The sequence below is a fragment of the Mesorhizobium sp. C268A genome, from assembly GCF_040324475.1.
GTDB lineage: Bacteria > Pseudomonadota > Alphaproteobacteria > Rhizobiales > Rhizobiaceae > Mesorhizobium.
On the sequence record NZ_JAMYVX010000001.1, the window covers coordinates 2,393,424 to 2,413,079 of the forward strand.

At 58.6% G+C, this 19,656-nt stretch carries 12 protein-coding genes and 5 pseudogenes; 11 read left to right on the forward strand and 6 right to left on the reverse strand.

Going from position 1 to position 19,656, the window contains the following annotated elements:
• Window positions 1–27: 27 nt before the first annotated feature.
• On the reverse strand, window positions 28–1,368 hold the full coding sequence (ectB, locus tag NKL06_RS11590) for a diaminobutyrate--2-oxoglutarate transaminase (protein ID WP_352580296.1): 1,341 nt from the start codon (window positions 1,366–1,368) through the stop codon (window positions 28–30).
• Window positions 1,369–1,684: 316 nt separating this feature from the next.
• Here ectB and NKL06_RS11595 point away from each other — a divergent pair.
• Window positions 1,685–2,165, forward strand: a pseudogene (locus NKL06_RS11595) (tyrosine-type recombinase/integrase); the annotation flags it as partial.
• Window positions 2,166–2,210: 45 nt separating this feature from the next.
• Window positions 2,211–2,841: pseudogene (locus NKL06_RS11600) on the forward strand (IS110 family transposase); the annotation flags it as partial.
• Window positions 2,842–2,939: 98 nt separating this feature from the next.
• Here the strand turns inward: NKL06_RS11600 and NKL06_RS32740 are convergent.
• Window positions 2,940–3,245, reverse strand: coding sequence for an integrase core domain-containing protein (locus NKL06_RS32740; protein WP_084567768.1), 306 nt, complete (start codon window positions 3,243–3,245; stop codon window positions 2,940–2,942).
• A 610-nt stretch (window positions 3,246–3,855) separates the two neighbouring features.
• Here NKL06_RS32740 and doeA point away from each other — a divergent pair.
• The 3 genes from doeA (at window position 3,856) to NKL06_RS11620 (ending at window position 7,629) form a co-directional block, all read left to right on the forward strand.
• The gene (gene doeA / locus NKL06_RS11610; RefSeq protein ID WP_352580293.1) at window positions 3,856–5,037 is read left to right on the forward strand and encodes an ectoine hydrolase DoeA; all 1,182 of its coding nucleotides are present in this window, start codon (window positions 3,856–3,858) and stop codon (window positions 5,035–5,037) included.
• 1,166 nt (window positions 5,038–6,203) lie between these two features.
• Window positions 6,204–6,689: a UPF0262 family protein gene (locus NKL06_RS11615; protein WP_198027125.1), complete on the forward strand. Its 486-nt coding sequence runs from the start codon at window positions 6,204–6,206 to the stop codon at window positions 6,687–6,689.
• 475 nt (window positions 6,690–7,164) lie between these two features.
• Window positions 7,165–7,629, forward strand: a complete 465-nt coding sequence (locus tag NKL06_RS11620) for an Lrp/AsnC family transcriptional regulator (RefSeq protein WP_023695034.1) — start codon at window positions 7,165–7,167, stop codon at window positions 7,627–7,629.
• Window positions 7,630–7,699: 70 nt separating this feature from the next.
• On the opposite strand, the pseudogene NKL06_RS11625 reads toward NKL06_RS11620, so the two are convergent.
• Window positions 7,700–7,870, reverse strand: a pseudogene (locus NKL06_RS11625) (ABC transporter substrate-binding protein); the annotation flags it as partial.
• Between the two features lie 37 nt (window positions 7,871–7,907).
• Here NKL06_RS11625 and NKL06_RS11630 point away from each other — a divergent pair.
• From NKL06_RS11630 to NKL06_RS11660, 6 genes and pseudogenes are all read left to right on the forward strand, one after another.
• Window positions 7,908–8,732, forward strand: coding sequence for an IS256 family transposase (locus tag NKL06_RS11630; protein WP_502903741.1), 825 nt, complete (start codon window positions 7,908–7,910; stop codon window positions 8,730–8,732).
• A gap of 378 nt (window positions 8,733–9,110) precedes the next feature.
• Complete coding sequence (locus tag NKL06_RS11635; protein ID WP_286439223.1) at window positions 9,111–10,301, forward strand: integrase core domain-containing protein; 1,191 nt, start codon at window positions 9,111–9,113, stop codon at window positions 10,299–10,301.
• Window positions 10,302–10,588: 287 nt separating this feature from the next.
• Window positions 10,589–12,067, forward strand: coding sequence for an NAD-dependent succinate-semialdehyde dehydrogenase (locus tag NKL06_RS11640; protein ID WP_023694933.1), 1,479 nt, complete (start codon window positions 10,589–10,591; stop codon window positions 12,065–12,067).
• Between the two features lie 12 nt (window positions 12,068–12,079).
• Window positions 12,080–12,694: pseudogene (locus NKL06_RS11645) on the forward strand (aminotransferase class III-fold pyridoxal phosphate-dependent enzyme); the annotation flags it as partial.
• Between the two features lie 154 nt (window positions 12,695–12,848).
• Window positions 12,849–13,058 (forward strand): annotated as a pseudogene (locus tag NKL06_RS11655) (aspartate aminotransferase family protein); the annotation flags it as partial.
• 352 nt (window positions 13,059–13,410) lie between these two features.
• A complete protein-coding gene (locus NKL06_RS11660) occupies window positions 13,411–14,766 on the forward strand; it encodes a Glu/Leu/Phe/Val family dehydrogenase (protein WP_023694936.1) in 1,356 nt (451 codons plus the stop codon).
• Between the two features lie 876 nt (window positions 14,767–15,642).
• Here the strand turns inward: NKL06_RS11660 and ehuB are convergent.
• The 3 genes from ehuB to ehuA form a co-directional block, all read right to left on the reverse strand.
• Window positions 15,643–16,689, reverse strand: coding sequence for an ectoine/hydroxyectoine ABC transporter substrate-binding protein EhuB (gene ehuB / locus NKL06_RS11665; RefSeq protein WP_352580298.1), 1,047 nt, complete (start codon window positions 16,687–16,689; stop codon window positions 15,643–15,645).
• A gap of 489 nt (window positions 16,690–17,178) precedes the next feature.
• The gene (locus NKL06_RS11670; RefSeq protein WP_050587179.1) at window positions 17,179–17,916 is read right to left on the reverse strand and encodes a maleate cis-trans isomerase family protein; all 738 of its coding nucleotides are present in this window, start codon (window positions 17,914–17,916) and stop codon (window positions 17,179–17,181) included.
• A 924-nt stretch (window positions 17,917–18,840) separates the two neighbouring features.
• A complete protein-coding gene (gene ehuA / locus NKL06_RS11675; RefSeq protein ID WP_032999122.1) occupies window positions 18,841–19,617 on the reverse strand; it encodes an ectoine/hydroxyectoine ABC transporter ATP-binding protein EhuA in 777 nt (258 codons plus the stop codon).
• Window positions 19,618–19,656 lie beyond the last annotated feature (39 nt).

A 19,656-nucleotide genomic window follows, 5' to 3' on the forward strand; every position in this document is an offset into this window, starting at 1 on the left:
GACCCAATGTCCATCAGCAACACGCTGCTACGCATTAACCTCAAGTTCGGTGGTCGTTTCGGCGGGATTTTTCTCCATGCTGTCCTGCACCGCGCTGATGCTATCGCGAATGATTGACAGACCACGGCGCAGGTCAGCCTCAGTGATAGTGAGAGCGACAAGGAACTTGAGTACCTCGCTCCGCCCGCCACAGGTCTCGATCACCAAGCCGCGACGAAGAGCTTCCTGGGCGATTTGGACCGCCAATGAATGATGCTTTTGTGGTACAAGACCATACATCAGTCCGCGACCCCTTACAGTCAGGCCAAGGCTGGCGAAATCCTTTGCGATTGACTTGAGTTCCTCTGCTAGGATCGCGGACTTGCGAGCGATTTCCTCCTCGAATTTGGAGTCGGCCCAATAGGTCTCAAGAGCCGCGCGCGCAGTGACGAAAGCAAGGTTGTTGCCTCTGAACGTACCGCTGTGCGCGCCAGGCGACCAAATATCCAGTTCGGGCTTCAAAAGAACCAGCGACATCGGCGTTCCGATTGCCGACAAGGACTTTGACAAAGTCACAATGTCAGGAACAATCTTGGCAGCTTCAAAACTGAAGAATTGTCCCGTGCGGCCGATACCTGCCTGGATGTCATCGAGGATCATCAGGATCCCATGTTTTGCGGTGAGGTCACGCAGCCTTTTCAGCCATTTGAAGCTTGCAGGATTGATGCCCCCTTCCCCTTGAACTGCCTCCAGAATCACCGCGGCAGGCTTATCGAGGCCACTGCTTGGATCGTTCAGCAGCTTCTCGAAGTAATCGAGCGTGTCAACGGAAGCGCCAAGGTATCCATCGTAAGGTAAAAACGTCACGTGCGCGACCGGGAAACCTGCAGCACTGCGGTACTTCTTGTTTCCAGTCGCAGCCAACGATCCAGCGCTAACGCCATGGAACGCATTGGTAAATGCGACGATATTCGCCCTCCCGGTTACTAGGCGCGCCAGCTTCAGCGCCGCCTCGACCGCATTCGTACCTGTGGGACCCGTGAACTGCAATTTGTAAGACAGACCACGCGGCTTCAGAATATACTGCTCAAAAGCTTCGATAAATGCCTTCTTGGCACTCGTGGCAAGGTCAAGCCCGTGCACGATGCCGTCGCGCTCGATGTAATCCAGCAACGGCTTCCTGAAGGCGGGGTTATTATGGCCGTAATTAAGGGCGCCTGCCCCGGCGAAAAAATCAAGATATTCACGCCCGTCTGCACCTATGAGGGTAGTGCCAACCGCGCGATCAAAGAGGATTGGAAAGGACCGGATGTAGCCCCGCACCTCGGACTCGAGGCGCTCGAAAATTGCGATGCTTGCGTCGTTCCCAGGCGCGAATTTCTTGTTCATAGTGGAAATCTCCTTGTTCACAGCATCTATTGCGAATTGGCAACCGCAGACATGGGTCCGGTGGGCGCTATGCGATGGGACACCCCCGGAGTTGATAGAACCTAGCAGCGGCAGATGGGCTGTTTGCGCGAAAGACCCTTTTCCACCGCAGGAATTCGGCATAATTCTTTGAAACTCGCGGAAATCCGGCGAATTACTCACGTACTGTGGAGGGTCCTCGTTCACGGCGGCCGGTGGACCGGGCGACGACGTGAACTTCTTAAGACTATTCGTGGTCAAGTGTAGTAGATTGGGTTATGTGCCCGTGCGCCGTCGCATGATCGACGACATGAACTTGCGGGACCCGCCGGATCGGTTGGGCTGGAGGATTCCATTCGTTCCAAGTATCTGGTGTCGCAGGGGCATTTCCTGGCCAGCGCTGAACGAGACGGTCTGTGCGTTGCGTTTTCGCGTGACGCGGAGCGCATCGTCTATGCGCGTACGCGGCGCAAGTTGCCGGTGATCCTGAGCGCCGACGAGGTGGTGCGCTTTCTGGAAGCGGTGCTATCGTTGAAGGCACACTGCACTGACCACCCTATGCCGCGGGGTTGCGCGCCTCGGAGGTGGTGAGCCTCAAGGTGGCGGATATCGACAGCGGCCGGATGATGGATTGAGGTCCGCCACGGCAAGGGCGCCAAGGATCGCACGGTCATCCTGTCGCCGCAGCTGCTCGGGATCTTACGGAGCTACAACGCCCGGAGGACTGGCTCTTCCCCGGACGAGGCGACAAGCCAATCGACGTGCAGGTGCTTCATGCGCGCCGACATAACATGAACGCCAACATGCTCTTCAACTGGCATCGCGGTGAGCGCGGCGGTGAAGTAAGCTTTTTTATGAGGACATTGCCTCGGACCGACCTCGGTGGCGAACATCGTCGAGAAATTGGCGAAGCGAGGAGCTGTCCTCCACTTCTGCTATGAGGCCGGTCCGACAGGTTACGAGCTTTACCGTCAGCTTACCGACATGGGTCGCGACTGCGTGGTGGTCGCACCATCCCTGATACCAAAGCGCCCTGTACTCGAGTGAAGACGAACCGCGCGACGCGGTCAGCCTGGCAAGGCTACATCGTGCAGGTGAGCTGACGGCTGTCTGGGTACCAGACTGCGGACACGAAGCCATGCGCGATCTCGTGCGGGCTCGAGAGGCTGCACAGGAGGCTCAAAAGCGGTCGCGTCAGCAGCTTCAGTCGTTCCTACTTCGACATGGCCGCATCTATTCGGGCCGCTCATCCTGGTCGCTGGCGCATATGCGGTGGATATCGACTCTGAAGTTTGAGCATGCGGCACCCTTTATCGTGCTCAAGGAATACTGCCAGGCGATCGAGAATGCCGAATTGCGCTTGAAGCGTCTGACCGATCTGATCTCGGAGACTGTCAAGTCTTGGACGTCCTCGAAGCCTATCAGGCGTTGCGAGGCGTGTCGTTGATTGCCGCTGACGTTGCCCCCCAACTTTTATCCAACCCGAAATCCGCTCAGGCGGTCGGTCTTGCCCTGTGGGGCGGGTTGAGCGACGGGCAAAGGCGCGAAGCCGATCATGGTGCGTAGCGCCGTGTCCCGTCGCGGCGGCTGAAGTCGTTGGCGAACTCGAAGGGTGTCTGCCACCCGAGCCGCGAATGAGGGCGATGGACGTTATAATCCATTCGCCAACTGGCAAGCGCAGCGCGCCTGCGGCAATCGTCAACTACCAGATGCCGTAGTATCGGTTCTTGCTCGGAAACTCTAGAAGAATGCAGGTTCAGCACTGAGCACGATGCATCGGCATGCAGAGCGAGCAACGTGATCACGCTCGAGGTTTCGAAGTACATCTGTGCAGCAGACAAACTGGGACGTAAGTCCATATCACGATGGCAACGATTTCCAGGAGTATGTTAGGACTACCAGCGGACTACCCGGGAAGTCACCAATCTGCTTTCGTCCTGACTGCTCTGATCTTGCACCTGGACAGGCCTTTTGGATCGTCGGGCGGGATCGGGAAGGAAAAGTAGCGCATGCCCAGGCAATGCGTTTAGACTATCTATCCAACACAGATCTTGCTGAGCACCTTGAACCGCTCAGAGCCTGGTTCGCAAATCCCGGGGCTGGTCGCGTGTCATGGCGACCTGCGGGGGACTTTAGAGGCCGCGGACTTCTACCTTTATTGGTCGCATTGCACGCTGATTGCAGGCTGGAACATCGAAGAAAGCATAGTCGACCGCTACGGCTATCTTCATGGAGAGCCACACGGATCAGACCTGCACTTGCCTGCGCAACTCGTTTGGCTGACGCGAGACGAACTGTTGAACGCGCTTCCGCGTACTTCGGCGTCGCGGGCGCATGGCGAGAGTACTTCGGCGACAGCCGACTCTCTTATAATAGACAGCATCGCACGCCCCTGATCTGACTCTGCTAAATTCACGCCATGGGCGCCGTGCCCGTTTTTAACGTCCGCCGGAATCCCGGGAGCCAACAATGGTCGCCACAAAATTGAATTTCAGCCTGGAAGAATATCGAACGCGGCTTAGCAAAACTCGTTCTGAGATGCAGAAACGCGGTATTGACATCCTCATCCTTAGCGAACCTGCGAACATGGCTTGGCTGACCGGCTATGATGGTTGGTCCTTCTACAACCACCAAGCGGTCATCGTTCCCCCAGAGGGGGACCCCATAGTGTGGGTTCGTTCTTCAGATGAATTTGGCGCTAAGCGCACGGTCTATTTTTCGGACGAAAATGTCGTCAGCTATGCGGACAAATACGTCCAGACGCCTATTTGTCATCCGATGGAAGATCTTTGCAAAGTGCTTGTCGACCGCAATCTCGACAAGGGCGTCATCGGCCTTGAGAAGGACAATTACTATCTGTCCGCGACCGCCTTTGAAACTTTGGTCGCAGGGCTGCCGAGCGCCAAATTCATCGATGCGACGGTGCTGGTGAACTGGCAGAGAGCGATCAAGAGTCCCCAGGAACTCCAGTACATGCGCAAGGCGGGACAGATCGTGACACTGATGCATGAGCGCATATTGGAAAAGATTGAACCGGGTATGCGCAAGTGTGACCTCGTTGCAGACATTTACGATGCTGCGATTCGCGGAACACACGATTTTGGAGGGGACTACCCATCCATCGTACCTATGCTTCCATCAGGCACCGATTTATCCGCGTGCCATTTCACGTGGGACGATCAGCCTCTTCGCAACAACGAAGGAATCTATTTCGAAATTGCTGGCGTCTACAAGCGCTATCATGTCCCGCTCTGTCGGACATATTGCCTTGGCAAAGTGCCACAACACTTCTTGGATGCGGAGAAGGTCACACTGGAGGGAATGGAAGCAGGCCTCGAGGCTGCGAAGCCAGGCGCAACTTGCGAGGACTGGGCCGTGGCATTCTTCAATGTCCTTGAGAAATATGGGGTGGAGAAGATTACTCGAGCCGGCTATCCAGTCGGGCTATCTTACCCTCCAGATTGGGGTGAACACACGATGAGCTTGCGGCGAGGGGACAGGACCGTGCTCCAGCCAGGCATGATTTTCCACTTCATGAGTGGTTTCTGGTACGACGACTTTGGATTCGAAATCACCGAAACCGTCCTCATCACCCCTAATGGGAATGAGTGCCTGTCGAAGGTACCCAGGAAGCTTTTCGTCAAAGACTAGCGGCTGGATCTTACCTCCTAGCACTGAACGAGCCACCGCTACGGGCGGGGGCTCGTACGTGACATTTGGGCGCACACTCGGTGCCGATGTGCATGTGGTCGTCGAATCCCTTAAGAAAAGCCGGTTGCTGGCAATTCGCAAGAACACCGGAAAGGGTTCGGGATTTGTGGCCGGATAACCTGTGCGTGCCCGCTTTTCAGCGTCAGATGTCTCCATTGGTCATAGCGCGGACTCAAACGCTGCCCGCTCGATCTCCTGAACAGCTCGCGGTCGTGTCTAGCCGATCCGAAAATCACCGTAGAGGGTTCTGCCTCACTAACACGGAAAAACACCGCCGCTTTTTTTGCGCAGGTTACCTATAATAATGCCGATCGCCTGCATTTAATCCAGATTGATTCGCGTAAATCTGTCCATCGACGATGCGACCTTCACGACGGGGCACTGACGGTTAGATCCAGATATACGGTTAGTCATGAAATGACTAAATGAGTCTCATGACGGTGAGAACACCTCAGTAGCGCTTCTCCACCGGCTTTGGATGGGATGGTTGCAAAGCAACAATTGTCCCTTTAGACGGACCAATACAGCTGACATCCCCCTTCATCCCTTCATCCTGCGCACGGAGCGGTTAGAAGGATGCGAAGAGCTACTCGGACGGTGGGAGGAAGCTCGGCGTGGCGACCAATTTGCCAATATACTCACCTGCGAAACTACAGACGTCGATGACGCGGTTGAGAATGCGAACGAGCGCCCCTCTCAGCGCGAAACCTGCTTACGTTCGGGGTGGCACCATGTTACGGAACTGGTCTGTCCATGCGTGCAGGCGCGGCGAGCATCCCTGACGTCAATCCGAGGATAGGCGTCGGCGCCGTTAGCCGCGGAGGAGAAGACACGCCAGGGTCTTTGATCGCGACCCCTCAGTTTTTGAGACCCGGCATCGTCGCTGACTAGTCGACCATCGAAGCCTGGAAGGCAAACGTCTCTGGTGATCTGTATTCGATAAGTCGGCAAGCGACTTGACCGCGCCGGGTATCGATCGGCGCTTCGCGTGTTGCACCCTCAGCACGCTGCTGTTCGACATGGCTCGCCGCGGCGCAAGAAGGTCCTCGCCAGGCTTCGATCGGCGGTCGCCTGGGTGTTACGAGCATATGAGAGAGGGTAGTGTTATGGCCACTGGCGATTTCCGCCTTTGCGATATTTTGCTAGGCACCGGTTTCGCCGGTAGCGACGCACGCATTAGGCATGAACAGGCAATTGCGATCTTCTGCCTCATCGAAGCAATACATTCGCCCCTGTTGGACACAGCGGCGGCCCATACCCCCTTGCCATCGCACGGTCAAACGCCCGTTTGGCACCTGCACATCACCACCGCCGAGGGCGTGGACGTGGCAAGCCGCTGTTTGGCTCTTGCTGCGCTCCGACGCGTGATCAAAGAATATTCCCGAATTTGCGACGGCTACGTCGTTGCCATCGCTTGGCCAGGTCCATCGAGGCTCGATGCGATCGACATGAGCCGGCGATCGATCCACGACGCCGCCGCTGCACTGCTTAGTGAGCAACTCTCATCGGAGGCGATCGTCGACAAGGACACCGCCCGGCGCCTCCTCACGCTGATCTACACCCTGCTTCCCCAGAAGAGGGCTCTAGACTAGAATGACGTTGAGGAGAGACAGCATGGGACCACATAAATAAAGGAACGGATGGTAGCGCGAAAGGTCTCAGCCTAACCTAACGATAAAGCTGCGTCGACCGCCCCGGACAGCTTGGGGTTGCGATACGTGAGAAGGAAGCGGGTCGTTCGCAACACCCACATAGCCTTTTATGGCTGGAAACTCCTATGGCTGATGTCCAAGGGAAATACCGGTCGCGTGGGTTCGTGTCGTCGCGGACTAAGAGTGCTCAATCAACTCCGCCCAACTTGAATGGGGCTGCCTTCCAGCATCGTTGTGCTTAGGGCGAGCGTGCGGCCGGCAAGGTTCTCGGAGGGACATTCAAGCACTCCGGGCTTCACTCGAGAAGTTCGCCTATGCACTCATTTTATGCCTTTCATCATCGGCTAGATCAGGCTAATACGGCGTCATGGGCGCAGGTTTCCTGCGTGTAGGTTAGATTCCGCAGAGATTGTCAATGGAATTGGATCGAATTGATCGGAAGATTCTCATCGCGGTGCAACGCAATAATCGCCTAACGACGGACGAATTGGGGGAGCTTGCTGGTTTGTCGGCTACCGCTTGTCAGCGACGGTTGAAGCGGCTTCGTGATGAGGGTGTTATTGAGGCTGATGTTGCTATAGTTTCGCCTGGGGCCGTCGGGCGACCCATGCTCATGCTAGTATCCATTAGTCTTGAGCGTGACCGGTCAGATATCATTGATAGGTTCAAGCAAGCGATTCGGCGCACGCCTGAGATCATGAGCGCATATTATGTGACAGGGGAAGCCGATTTCGTTCTCATAATTTCCGTGCGTGACATGGTGGACTATGAGGCATTTACTCGTCGGTTTTTTTACGAAAATCCTGACATTAAAGGCTTCAGCACAATGGTCGTAATGGATCGGACCAAGGTTTCATTAGCTATACCAATCGAAGAATAGGAAAAGGTACGCCAGAATTTTCTGCTGAGCCCGAGAAAAAGACCAGGGTGTAGTCGGTGAAGAATTCGGTAGGCTCCCGCTTGATCTCCATCGTGATGCCGACTTTAGCGCAGCTCTGCTGATAGAGCTGGGCGGCGTCATCGGCGCCGGCGAAGGCGACCTCCGAGGCCCGCAAGAGGATCGGCCCGCTATGAAGCGACTTCTGATCGTGGAACTTGGCCTAATCCGGATCGGAGGCGCGCTACTCGATGGCCTCGGGAAACAGCCGCTAGGTAGCATTGATCGGAAGTCGTTGCCGTCCGTTGCCGATCTCGGCCATCAACAAGCGGCTGGACGAGAGCCTCGCTGCCTTTGCCAGGCGCCCCCTTCAAGAGCCGTTTCCTTACCTCATCCTCGATGCGCGCTACGAGAAGGTGCGTGAAGCCGGTGTTGTCATGAGCCAGGCGGTGCTGATCGCGGTCGGTATCGACTGGGACGGGCGCCGGCAGATCCTGGCCGTGGAGATGGCCAATCGCGAGAGCCGCTCGGCCTGGAGGGACTTCCTCGTCGGCCTCAAGGCGCGCGGCCTCAAGGGCGTCGAGTTGGTCGTGTCCGACGATCACGCCGGCCTGGTGGCAGCGATCGGCGAGGTGATCCCCGAAGCCGCCTGGCAACGCTGCTACGTGCACTTCCTCAGGAACGCGCTCGATCATCTGCCGAGGAAGCACGGCGACGACTGCCTGCAGGAATTGCGCTGGCTCTACGACCGGCGCGATCTCGCAGAGGCCAGGGCTGATCTTGCCGCATGGCTTGCCAAATGGTCGGCACGCTATCCGCGCCTGACAGGCTGGGCCGAGGATGCCATCGAACAAACCCTGACCTTCTTCAGGCTGCCGAGACAGCACCATAAGCATCTCAAATCCACCAACATGCTGGAGCGGCTCAACGAGGAAATCCGCCGGCGCACCTATGTCGTGCGCATCTTCCCCAACACCGAAAGCTGCCTGCGCCTGGTCAGGGCCTTGGCCGTCGAGACCAATGAAAACTGGATGGAGGCCAACCGATACATCAACATGGACGACCTGCGCGAGCACAAGAAGCTCGCTCTGCGCCAAGCCGCATGACCAGCATGATGACCAGCATCATGGCTGCCCCATTTTGCAGAACTTGACGCACACAACCGGCTCGCCCGACAAACCCTAGGACGCGCAGTGTAGGGCGAGCCACCTCGTCCGCAGAGTCGGACATACGGCCTTACACTGCCGGTCTATGTTCGGCTCTTTCAGGGTGATTGGCGACGTCGCGGCCGTCCGATCAAGAAGGTCAGCCTAAAGCTTGGCGGCAAAACACCTTCATCGTCTTAGTCGATGCCAATGTCCCGGCCGTGAATGGGGCGACCAAGCGAAATTCCGCAATGCCGGGTGTGTCCGAACCGGATAGATAGGTAACAGAATGGACCGATAGCATGGGTGACAGTTTTCTTGTCCGCCGGAGGACCGGCGATGGTTTGGCGAGAGACTGGCATCATGGACGAGCGGCTACGGTTTGTTGTGGAGTGTCTTTCTGGGGATGAGACGATGGTTGCGCTTTGTGCGGCCTACGGGATCTCACGCAAGAACGGCTACAAATGGCTAGGACGCTATCGGACGTTTGGGCCTGAGGGTTTGCACGACCTGCCGCGAGCCCCGCTCAATCATGGCCGGGCGACAGCTCAGGATCTGGTTGAGCGGATTGTGGCGGCCAAGGAGCTGCATCCGCTTTGGGGTCCAAAGAAGATCGTGGCACGGCTCAGGCGCACGGCTCCCGAGTTCATGTGGCCTTCAGCCTCGACGGTCGGCGCGATCCTTGCGCGGCATGGGCTTGTCCGCGCCCGCAAGCGACCCCGCCTGCGGGCCTGCGGCAATGGACCCTGGCCACAGCCGCAAGAACCGAACGCGGTGTGGACTGGCGATCACAAGGGCTGGTTCCGGACCCGCGACGGCTGGCGTTGCGAACCCTTGACGGTGATGGATGCGTCGAGCCGCTACCTCCTGGCGCTCGAAGCGACGGGATCGACGGCCGATAGCGAAGCCTGGCCGGTGTTCGAACGGCTGTTTGAAGAGCATGGCCTGCCGGATCGCTTCAGAAGCGACAATGGCCCGCCCTTCGCATCGGCCGGCGTCACCGGGCTGACGCCGCTTGTCGTGCGCTTCATCAAGCTCGGCATCACCTTGGAGCGGATCGCACCCGGCAGGCCACAGCAGAACGGACGTCACGAGCGCTTTCACCTGACCATGCTGCCGATGGCCGAGGCACCGGAAGCCGACCGAACGGCACAGGGCCAGGCCTTCGAGACCTTCCGCCAAAGCTACAATGAGGAACGTCCCCATGAGGCGCTGGGCATGGATACGCCCGCCCAGCACTACCGGTCCTCACAGCGCGCCATGCCCAGGACACCACCCGAGCCCGTCTATCCGGCCGAGGCCTCGGTCCGCCGCGTGCGCCACAATGGCGAGATCCGATGGAATGGCGGCTTCATATATGTCTCGCAAGCGCTGGCGGGCGAACCGGTCGCTGCGTTGGAGACCGAAGACGGACAATGGACACTCTCATTCCATGCCCACCCGCTCGGCATCATCGACACACGGCACATGAAGCTTGCCCGCCGCAGCGCCGCGCCAACCAATCCGCTTGGCGCTGCGGCGGACGCATAGGGGGAGAGAAGTGTCACCTATGTATCCGGTTCAAAGTGTTACCCATCTATCGGCTGGACAGGTGGACGTGCATTTCCGCAAACCGCCCTTACGGGCCATCGACCGTTCTCAATAATCGCTTTCAGCACCCGATCGTCCGAACTGAGTCAAATTCCTCTCGAGTGAAGGAAAAACGCGATTGCATGTCAGTATTTGCAGAAGAGCGGCTAAGAGGTGGGCAACTGCGCTGCCAATCGGCGCTCTTGGGGCGGTAACTTGGCTCAAAGACGCTCGAAGTGGAATTACAAATGAAGGGCATCGCAACCGCCGCATTAGAGGGCCTCAAACGGCCGGACCTTCTGCAAAAGCGCGCTTATATGAATGGCGCTTGGCTCTCGAAGCAGCAAACACTCGCTGTCGTGGATCCTGCTACTGGCGAAGAGCTAGCTCAAGTAGCAGCCTGCTCAGAGTCAGATGTAAACGACGCGGTCACTTTTTCGAGAACCGCATTCCTCCAATGGCGCGATCTGCTCCCCTTGGAACGTGGCGCATACCTGCGGAAATGGGCAGCAGGTATGCGCGAGCATGCGCAGGACCTGGCCGTCATCATGACCGCCGAGCAGGGTAAACCACTGGCCGAGGCCCAGGGCGAGATTTCATATGCCGCTGGTTTTCTTGACTGGTTTGCGGCGGAGGGGGAGCGGGGTTATGGCGAAACCATTCCAAGCCATCTTGCCGGAAGCCGGCTTGCTGTGCAGATGCAGCCTATCGGAGTCACCGTTTCAATCACTCCATGGAACTTCCCATCGGCCATGATAACCAGGAAGGCTGCAGCCGCGCTGGCCGCTGGCTGCGCCATGGTTGTAAAACCGGCACCAGAGACTCCCTTGTCGGCGCTTGCACTTGCCCGCCTTTCCGAGGACGCTGGGCTCCCGGCCGGCGTGTTTCAGGTGATCACGGGCGAAGCGCCGCAACTTGCCAGTCGGCTGTTGGAGCATACCGACGTTCGGGCGTTTTCATTTACGGGCTCGACCGAAATCGGCCGAATCCTGCTTGAGCAATCCGCGAAGACTGTGAAGAAGGCCTCACTCGAACTTGGCGGCAATGCTCCTTTCATCCTTTTCGACGACGCGCCGATGGACGCTGCGGTAGCTGGCTGCATGGCAGCCAAATTCGCGACATCTGGCCAGGACTGTCTGGCAGCAAACAGGATCTACGTGCAGCGGCGGATCTATGACCTTTTCGTCGAGGAATTCGCCAAGGCCACCGGCAAGTTGAAAGTCGGGCACGGATTGGTGGAAGGGGTCGACATCGGTCCGATGACGAAGGCATCTGGCGCCGAAAAATGCAGGCAGCAGATTTCCGAGGCTCTATCAGCCGGGGCTCGGATGGTGGCCGGCGCACAGGATACCCTTCGCGGGGAGAACTTCGTGACGCCGACTGTGCTCGCCGATGTGACCGACGACATGCGGGCCGCGAGGGAGGAGACCTTTGGGCCTGTGGCTGCAATCCTGGCCTTTGACGACGAAGCGGAAGTGCTCGCACGCGCCAACAATTCGGAGATGGGCCTTGCGGCATATGTTTACACCCGAGACCTTAACCGCGCGATGCGACTCACCGACCGGCTCGAATACGGCATGGTTGCAGTAAATACCCCGAAATTTACAGGAGCGCCCATCCCGTTCGGCGGATGGAAACAGTCCGGACTTGGCCGCGAAGGCTCAAGGCACGGCCTCGCCGAGTATCTGGAACCAAAATACACCTGCTTTGGAAATCTCGCTGCGTGAGAGGATGCGCCAATGATCAATCTCAGGGAAATTAGCGAAAAGGACAGAAACAGCGTCCTGCATCCGTTTACGCAGCTCAAGGATTTCGCCACGGGCAAGCTCGGCGAGCCTACCATTGTCGAGACTGGGAAGGGCATCCGCATTCAGGACGCGCATGGCAACGAGTTGATTGACGGCTTCGCTGGTCTCTATTGCGTGAATGTCGGTTACGGCCGTGCCGAAGTCGCCGAAGCGATTTCGCGTCAGGCCTATCGTCTCGCCTACTATCACTCCTATGCAGCGCACACGACGGACGAACTCGCGATCCTGTCCGATCGCCTCGTGAGAATGGCGCCGGGCAAAATGAGCAAGGTCTTCTACGGCATGTCCGGCTCGGATGCCAACGAGACACAGGCCAAGCTCGTCTGGTACTACAACAACCTGCGTGGCAAGCCGAACAAGAAGAAGATCATCTCGCGGGAGCGTGGGTATCACGGATGCTGTGTCATTTCTGCTTCGATGACCGGCATGAGCTTCTATCACGGCCACATGGACCTGCCGCTGCCGCAAATTGTTCACACAGGCGTCCCGCATCATTATTGGGGCGCAACCCCGGGCGAATGTCGAGAACCGCGTTGGCCGCGGCGGCCCCGATCGGGTGACCCGAGTAGGTATAGCCATGTGAGAATGCGCCAATCCTGTCAGCGCCGTCTTCCGGTTGTGGCGGTTGGCCACAAACTCGATTGCGCTCTTATATAAACGTTCTCGCCAACGATAGTCGCTGAGAGCGGGAAGTAGGCAGACGCGTTTGGATCCGACGCTTAAAGTTTGTGCGCGAATTTCGAAAGCAGCCCGCGACCATGGTCTTATCGCTCGCGCTATGCCGCACGGGGATATCTTGGGCTTTGCCCCGCCGCTCGTGACAACCAAGGCTGAGGCCGAAGAGATAGTTGCGATCGCTGAAAGCGCTGTTCGTATGGATGAGCTTGTCCGCGAGAGCCAAAACATCTGAATGAACGGGGACTGTGAAGGTGGAGATTCACTGGGCAGTATTTAAAGTGAGTAAGAAATGAAGGCGAAAGGGACGAGACTACAGGAAGCAATCCGCAGGGGATTTACACAGCGATCACAACTATATTGCTTACCCTGTCGAGATTCCGTGGAGATGCTCCCAAGGGCGAATGGACTCCGGGCAAAAGACATTTTGCTTGCGCTATGGGAGGTTGGCGATGCTCATCGAGGGGTGATGGTGAGCAGTCAGTCTGCTTCGGCGCTTCGGCGGGCAATACAGTCTTGGGAGGTGAGCGGTGCTAGCATCCACCACAAATTTTCTTCAGAGCGTCGACCAGAACTTCCGTCATGCCATGTCGTTCCTCCATCTTCCCGAGGGGCTTGCTGAGCGGATCGTTCAATGCAACTCAACCTACACTGTGCGTTTCGGCGTCAGATTGCGCGGCCGCATGTACAGCTTTGTCGGCTGGCGCTCCGTCCACAGTGAGCACTGCGAGCCGGTCAAGGGCGGCATTCGATATGCGCCCAATGCCGACGCTGAGGAGGTCGAGGCACTTGCCGCACTGATGACGCTCAAATGCTCATTGGTTGATCTGCCCTTTGGTGGGTCCAAAGGCGCACTCAAGATCGACCCGCGCGAGTGGACGATCCAGGAGCTTGAGCGCATCACACGCCGCTTCACCCAGGAGCTCAATAAACGTGGCTTGATTGGTCCTGGCCTCAACGTTCCGGCTCCGGACGTGGGTACGAGCGAGCGGGAGATGGCCTGGATGGTCGACGAGTTCCGTCGCGCCAATCCGACTGATGTCATCAATGCACGCGCTTGCGTTACAGGAAAACCGCTCTCAAAGGGCGGAATTGCGGGACGCACCGAAGCGACCGGTCGAGGTGTGCAGTTCGCCATCCAAAGCTATCTCGGCGATCTACGCACGCCAGGTATTGCGGGACGACGCGAACTCAAAGGAGCGTCCGTTGTCGTTCAGGGGTTTGGCAATGTCGGCTACCACGCTGCCAAGTTTCTCTCTGAGGACCATGGCGCGCGGATCACGGTCGTTGCCGAACACGACGGACATGTTGCCAGCCCCGAAGGCCTTCCCGTTGAGGCGCTCAAGCAGCATCAACTGCGCACTGGCAGCATTCTCGGCTTCGACGGTGCCGAATCTTTCGCCGGCGACATGAGGGGTATTGAGGAAGCTTGCGACATCCTCATCCCCGCGGCGATGGAGAACGCCATTCACATTGACAACGCCGAACGCATCAAGGCGCATCTCATCGTTGAAGCCGCCAATGGTCCGGTCACCTTCCAGGCCGATCAAATGCTGCGCTCCCGGGGCGTTACAATCCTCCCCGACCTCTATGTCAACGCTGGCGGTGTGGTGGTGAGCTATTTCGAATGGGTGAAGAATCTGACCCACATCCCCTTCGGCTTAATGGAGAGGCGGCGTCGGGAACGGCGCAACCATGCGATCGCCAGAGCGCTTGAGCGCATGACCGGCAATATGTTTCCCGCCGACATGCGTGACGATTTTCTCGAAGGCGGCGCCGAGATCGATCTGGTACGATCAGGCCTCGAGGACGTCATGCGCGGCGCTTGGGGGAACATAGCCGATCTGCTTGAGACACAGCCGGAACTCGGCGACTACCGGACGGCAGCCTATGTCACGTCCATTCGCAGGATTGCTGCAGCCTACGAGGCCATCGGCATCTGAGCTCTGGTGTCGAAACCTTACTGAGGCACAGACGGGACGACGCCGGAATATTCCGAGCCCTTGGAAGAGGGTTTTTCCGGGTCGGCCGCGACGGCCCACGCCGTCGTGATCGCGGGTGTGATGATGGTCGGGAAGACTTTTGTCTTCCTACTTCTCAGGCTAGGCCGGGCGACTCCAATAGGGCGGATCCCGCTGGATGGGTGGGTCGGTTTCCAGGCGAATCCCGTCGCCGAACCATCGGCAGGGCTAAACTTGGCGGCGAGCGTAACGCCCACCGTCGAGCCGCCCCGGAAAGCTGTACTAAAAATAGGATGCCCGCCAGATCCGGCTAGTCCTCGAGCCTCCAGCCCGGTCGTTCTTGGCCGGCGATCACCAGCGAGTCATCGAACGTGGAAGTTTCGATCAGCGCTTCTTTCGCCCCCAAACCGTTGCCTTTGCGCCAGCGTCGTCCTTATTCCGCCAGCGCTGCGTGCGTCCGCTCCGATCGCCTTGATCCCGTAGACCTTCGCCTGCAGCACGCGCGAGGACATGCAGACGATGGCTGCAGCCCACCGGCCGTGCGGAATAGGCGACGCCGCTTCCATAATGCCCGATCGAACAGCAACGACCCGCGCCTCGCCCGGCATGTGAAGCCGGCGTTGACCGCCCGCGTAACTTGGAAGCACCGATCGGCCGGGTGTTTTTCAGACTCGAGCGGAGGCTATCGCCACCACAGATGCCTCGAGGTTCCAGGACAAGGGTGATCATGACGCCCTTGGCGAGCGCCGCCACGCTGAAGCCGAGCGCGACGTCGCTCATGTCCTTCCCCCGCTGGGCGCTCCCCGGCCAGGGCCGGGGAGGTGGTGAGGCGCATGGATGGCAATTCCCGGCCTGGCTTCAACGCTTGCAGAGCTCGGCGGCCGTGGTGCCGTCCGGGAGGGTGGCTTTGGTGTAGCCGTATTTGCCGACCGATGCCATCATCTCGTCCGAACCGATATAGTCTTTCAGCACGGCATTAAAGGCGTCGACCTCCGCCTGCTGGTTGGGCAGGAAGGCGAGACCCGAATAATAGCTGTTACCTGCCGGGACCAGCTCGACGCTGTCGTCTTTGTCAGTGAACTCCTTCATAGTGAAGTAAGCGCCCGAACCCGCTGCCGCGCGGCCGGCCTTCACCGCCTGCAGGATTTCCGCCGGGCCGGCGACCTGCATGATCTTGTCGTCGGGGACGCCGAGTTTGCGCATGAGCTCGATTTCGCTGTAGCCCGCGCCGGTGACGAAGGTGAGGCCCTTGTCGTGTACATCCTGATAGGAGTGCAGTCCTTCCGGATTGCCAGCCGGAACAATCAGCGCGTCGGTGGCCTTCACGATTGGTTCGGTGAACAGCACGTTCCGACAGCGCTCCGGCAGGATGTACATGCCGCCCGTGATGATGTCGAAGCGACCAGCTTGCAGGCCGGGGATGAGCGAGCCCCATTCGGTGACGACCGGCTCGACCTTGGTCGTGCCCAGCTTCTTCAGTATATCGATCGTCATCGCATTGACAAAGCCGAGCGGCTCATTGTTTTCGCCAGGATAGGCCCAGGGAACCTCGTTGGAGAAGCCGATCCGGACCGCCTCTCCGTTCTTGATCTTATCCAGCAGCGACTGCGCCGAAGCCGACCCGGCAAACGAGGCGATTGCCATCGCTGTTATGCCGAGTGCGGCAATTCCCCTCAGGATTGCACGTCTCAAGGGACCCTTCCTTTTTTGAGGAGATTCCACTTTCCATAGTAATTCCTCCGTTTCTTTTTTCCAGCGCTGGTTCCCATCAGACACCGTGGGACGCCGTTCATATTCGTGCGTTCGCATGAATTGTAGTGATGCGGCAGTTCCCCTTGTGATGCGGATCTCAAATCGCGCTTCGACACCTCTTGAGCTTTCCAGCCCAATCTTGGTACCGACCACTCAGTGCCCGCTTCGTGAAGGTAGCATCATAAATCGGCTGCTTTTCGCGAACTATCCCCTCCGAACGCAGGAAATCGGCGTTTTCTCGCTGTCTACCGTGATCGACGGAATCGGGTCGGACACACTAGATGTCGTTCTGACAGAGGATGTCCACGAGGCGAGAGGGAAGCTTCCCGACGAGTAGTCGCACGGCCATTGGGCATGGCAGCGGTCCGGCCTGCTGAGCTTTCGAAGGAAGCTGCCTAGATCTACCATAGTGAGGTTTGGATGAAGCGCTCGTCCTTGACGTGGGTGCGGGGCGCGTATGGGCGGGTTCACTTATGGCGGATGCCGCGGTCGGCCAGCGCCTTTCGGAACAGGTGCCTTTTGTAGGCTGATTATTGTCGGTCAGGATGCGCTCGACGGTCTTGCCATGCCTCTTCGTCAAGGAAGCAATCGGTCCAAACGAAAGAGCTTGACCGCTCGACGAAGTTCATTTGGGGGCTCTTGCTATTCTGACACCACGAAAGGCTTTTCGATCGCGTTGACACGCCAAAGACGCCCGACCCCGTCAGTCCCCCGGGAGCCAGCGATCCGACAGGCGTGCCACACGGTCGCCTGGTTGGCGGTGATCACGGGCTTGCCGAGCGCGCGCTCAAGCTCGGCGATTACAGAGTATGTCTTGAGGTCAGTACAGGCAAGGACGATGGCTTCGGCTTGAGGAACGTCGGCCGCACTGGCGAGGTCAGCAATAGCCTCGGATTCGAGCTCGCCTATTCCTTCCTCCAGTCCAAGGCTGCGGATCGAAAGCGGCTCCAGCCCGGCTTCTGTCAGGTAGCGCTCAAACAGCGCGGTGGTGTCTGAAGGATAAGGGGCACCAAGCGCGAGCTTGCGCACGCCTAAAGCGCGGCATGCAGCGACAAGGGCGCTGGAGGTTGATGTCGCGGGTGCGTTGGCGCCCCGGGAGATTCTGTCGAGGATTGAGCGATCACCGGCGTGCCCTCTCGCAAAGCTGACCGAAGTGCATGCATAAGCAATCGCGGCAGGCTTGATCGGCCGCAAGACCTGCGCGGCTTGGTCAAGGTCGCCGTCGTCGACGAGCGCCCGCAGCATCTCTAGGTTAACCGGCGGTTCTGGAAAAGGTACCCTTGTCACATGCATCGTCGTGTGAGGTGGGGCGAACTGCCAGAACTCGCGGTCCTGAATGCCGTCGGAAGGATAAATCACGCCTATTCGGAGATGGTTCATTTCAGTTCCGCCGTCTCGCCACCTTGATCGGGCTGCTTAGTACCCGCTCCTTGAACGTAGCAGCGAAAGTGGGCCGCTTCTGCGCAAATCAGCAATCTTGAACGCAGGAAGCCGGCGTTTCATTGCCACTTGCGCACAAAAGCAGACGACGTCCCGGTGTGAAGTGGGAGCGCAACGGGTCCTGATCTGTCCGCGCAAGACGCATCCGACTACGAGCGAGGAGTCATAACCGGCCTCTCCTCTCCATCTGGGCCGCTATAGCGGTTTGCAAACTCGTTTGGCGCTGAGGCCCCGCAAGCTTGCATGCAGCCGGTGCGCGTGGCGCGAGGGGAGCACTGCTGCGGCCGCCTCGACAAAGCGGCTTGCGCTCTTTTTCGGAGACGCTGAGAAAGCAAAACTGTTCAACAAGCCTACTTAACTCTGGGCCGGCAGCGGCCTCGCGACTACTGCTGTGATGAACTCTCTCGGAACTCATGTGACCACAGACTGAAGCGGCAACGTTGACGTCGCAGAGGGCCTCATTGCGGTGAGAAGGCCGCAGCCAGATTGCTGATCGAGCAGCAACGTTGCGGCGCCTTGCCCCGCATGTTGAAGACGGCGTTGACCGCCCGTGTAACTTGGGGGCACCGATCGGCCGGATCTCTTCCAACTTTGAGCAGAGACTCCATTCGTCTGGCGGAAAGATATGGGAACGTACCAGCGTTCGCACTGCGTAGCCGAAAATCGTGCGCCGCGCCTCCATTATGTCGGCGAGGGGGAGAGTCATGGGGTGTAGCTCCCACACCCCTTGTAGAGGATGGCTCACCAGCGAGCCGGCTGAATGTCCAAAGACGAGCTTCGCGCTGCCAGACCACGACAAGCTTCAGCCCGCTCGCTCCGTTTGCGACCTTTCCCACAACGGGAGCGTGAAAGCGCCGCGTAGACCTACCTTGCCTCCAGAACGGCACTGAGGAACTGCCGGGTCCGCTCGTTCTGCGGATTGCCGAAGAGCTGGTCGGGCGGGCCCTGTTCGGCAATCTTGCCGCCATAAAAGAAGCAGACGCGGTCGGAGAACTCCTTGGCGAAGCCCATCTGGTGCGTGACCATCAGCATGGTGAGGTCATGCTCGGCGCCGAGCTTACGGATGACGTTAAGCACTTCCCCGACGAGCTCCGGATCGAGCGCCGATGTCACCTCGTCGAACAGCATCACCTTGGGCCGCATGGCCAGCGCCCGAGCGATCGCCACGCGCTGCTTCTGGCCGCCGGAGAGCTGGATCGGGAAATGGTTCTTCTTGTCGCCGAGCCCCACCATATCGAGCAGCTCCGCCGCTCGGGCCTCAGCTTCCTGCTTGGAGAGCCCAAGCACCGAGACCGGCGCCTCCATGCAGTTCTGCAGCGCGGTCATGTGCGGGAACAGGTTGAAGTGCTGGAACACCATGCCAATCTTGCCGCGTACGCGCCTCAGATGACGCTCGCTCGCCGGCACCATCTGGCCGTTCTTCTGCATGTGCGTGAGCGGCTCCCCGTCGGCCCAGATCACCCCCCCGTTAATGCGCTCCAGCGTCATCAGCATGCGCAGCACAGTGGTCTTGCCCGAGCCGGAGGGGCCGATGATGCACACCTTCTCGTTGCGGGCAATGTCGAGATTGAGGTCGTCCAGCACTGTCAGCGTGCCGTAGCGCTTTGCGACGTTCTCGAAACGGACCATGGGTTCGCTCATGATTTTCTCGTTGAGCGCAATGTCGAGATTGAGTTCCTC

Coding starts and splice junctions, on each gene's coding strand:
- ectB (WP_352580296.1), bottom strand. CDS start 1,368: ATGAACAAGAAATTCGCGCCTGGGAACGACGCAAGCATCGCAATTTTC.
- NKL06_RS32740 (WP_084567768.1), bottom strand. CDS start 3,245: ATGGACTTACGTCCCAGTTTGTCTGCTGCACAGATGTACTTCGAAACC.
- doeA (WP_352580293.1), top strand. CDS start 3,856: ATGGTCGCCACAAAATTGAATTTCAGCCTGGAAGAATATCGAACGCGG.
- NKL06_RS11615 (WP_198027125.1), top strand. CDS start 6,204: ATGGCCACTGGCGATTTCCGCCTTTGCGATATTTTGCTAGGCACCGGT.
- NKL06_RS11620 (WP_023695034.1), top strand. CDS start 7,165: ATGGAATTGGATCGAATTGATCGGAAGATTCTCATCGCGGTGCAACGC.
- NKL06_RS11635 (WP_286439223.1), top strand. CDS start 9,111: ATGGTTTGGCGAGAGACTGGCATCATGGACGAGCGGCTACGGTTTGTT.
- NKL06_RS11640 (WP_023694933.1), top strand. CDS start 10,589: ATGAAGGGCATCGCAACCGCCGCATTAGAGGGCCTCAAACGGCCGGAC.
- NKL06_RS11660 (WP_023694936.1), top strand. CDS start 13,411: ATGTCGTTCCTCCATCTTCCCGAGGGGCTTGCTGAGCGGATCGTTCAA.
- NKL06_RS11670 (WP_050587179.1), bottom strand. CDS start 17,916: ATGAACCATCTCCGAATAGGCGTGATTTATCCTTCCGACGGCATTCAG.
- ehuA (WP_032999122.1), bottom strand. CDS start 19,617: ATGAGCGAACCCATGGTCCGTTTCGAGAACGTCGCAAAGCGCTACGGC.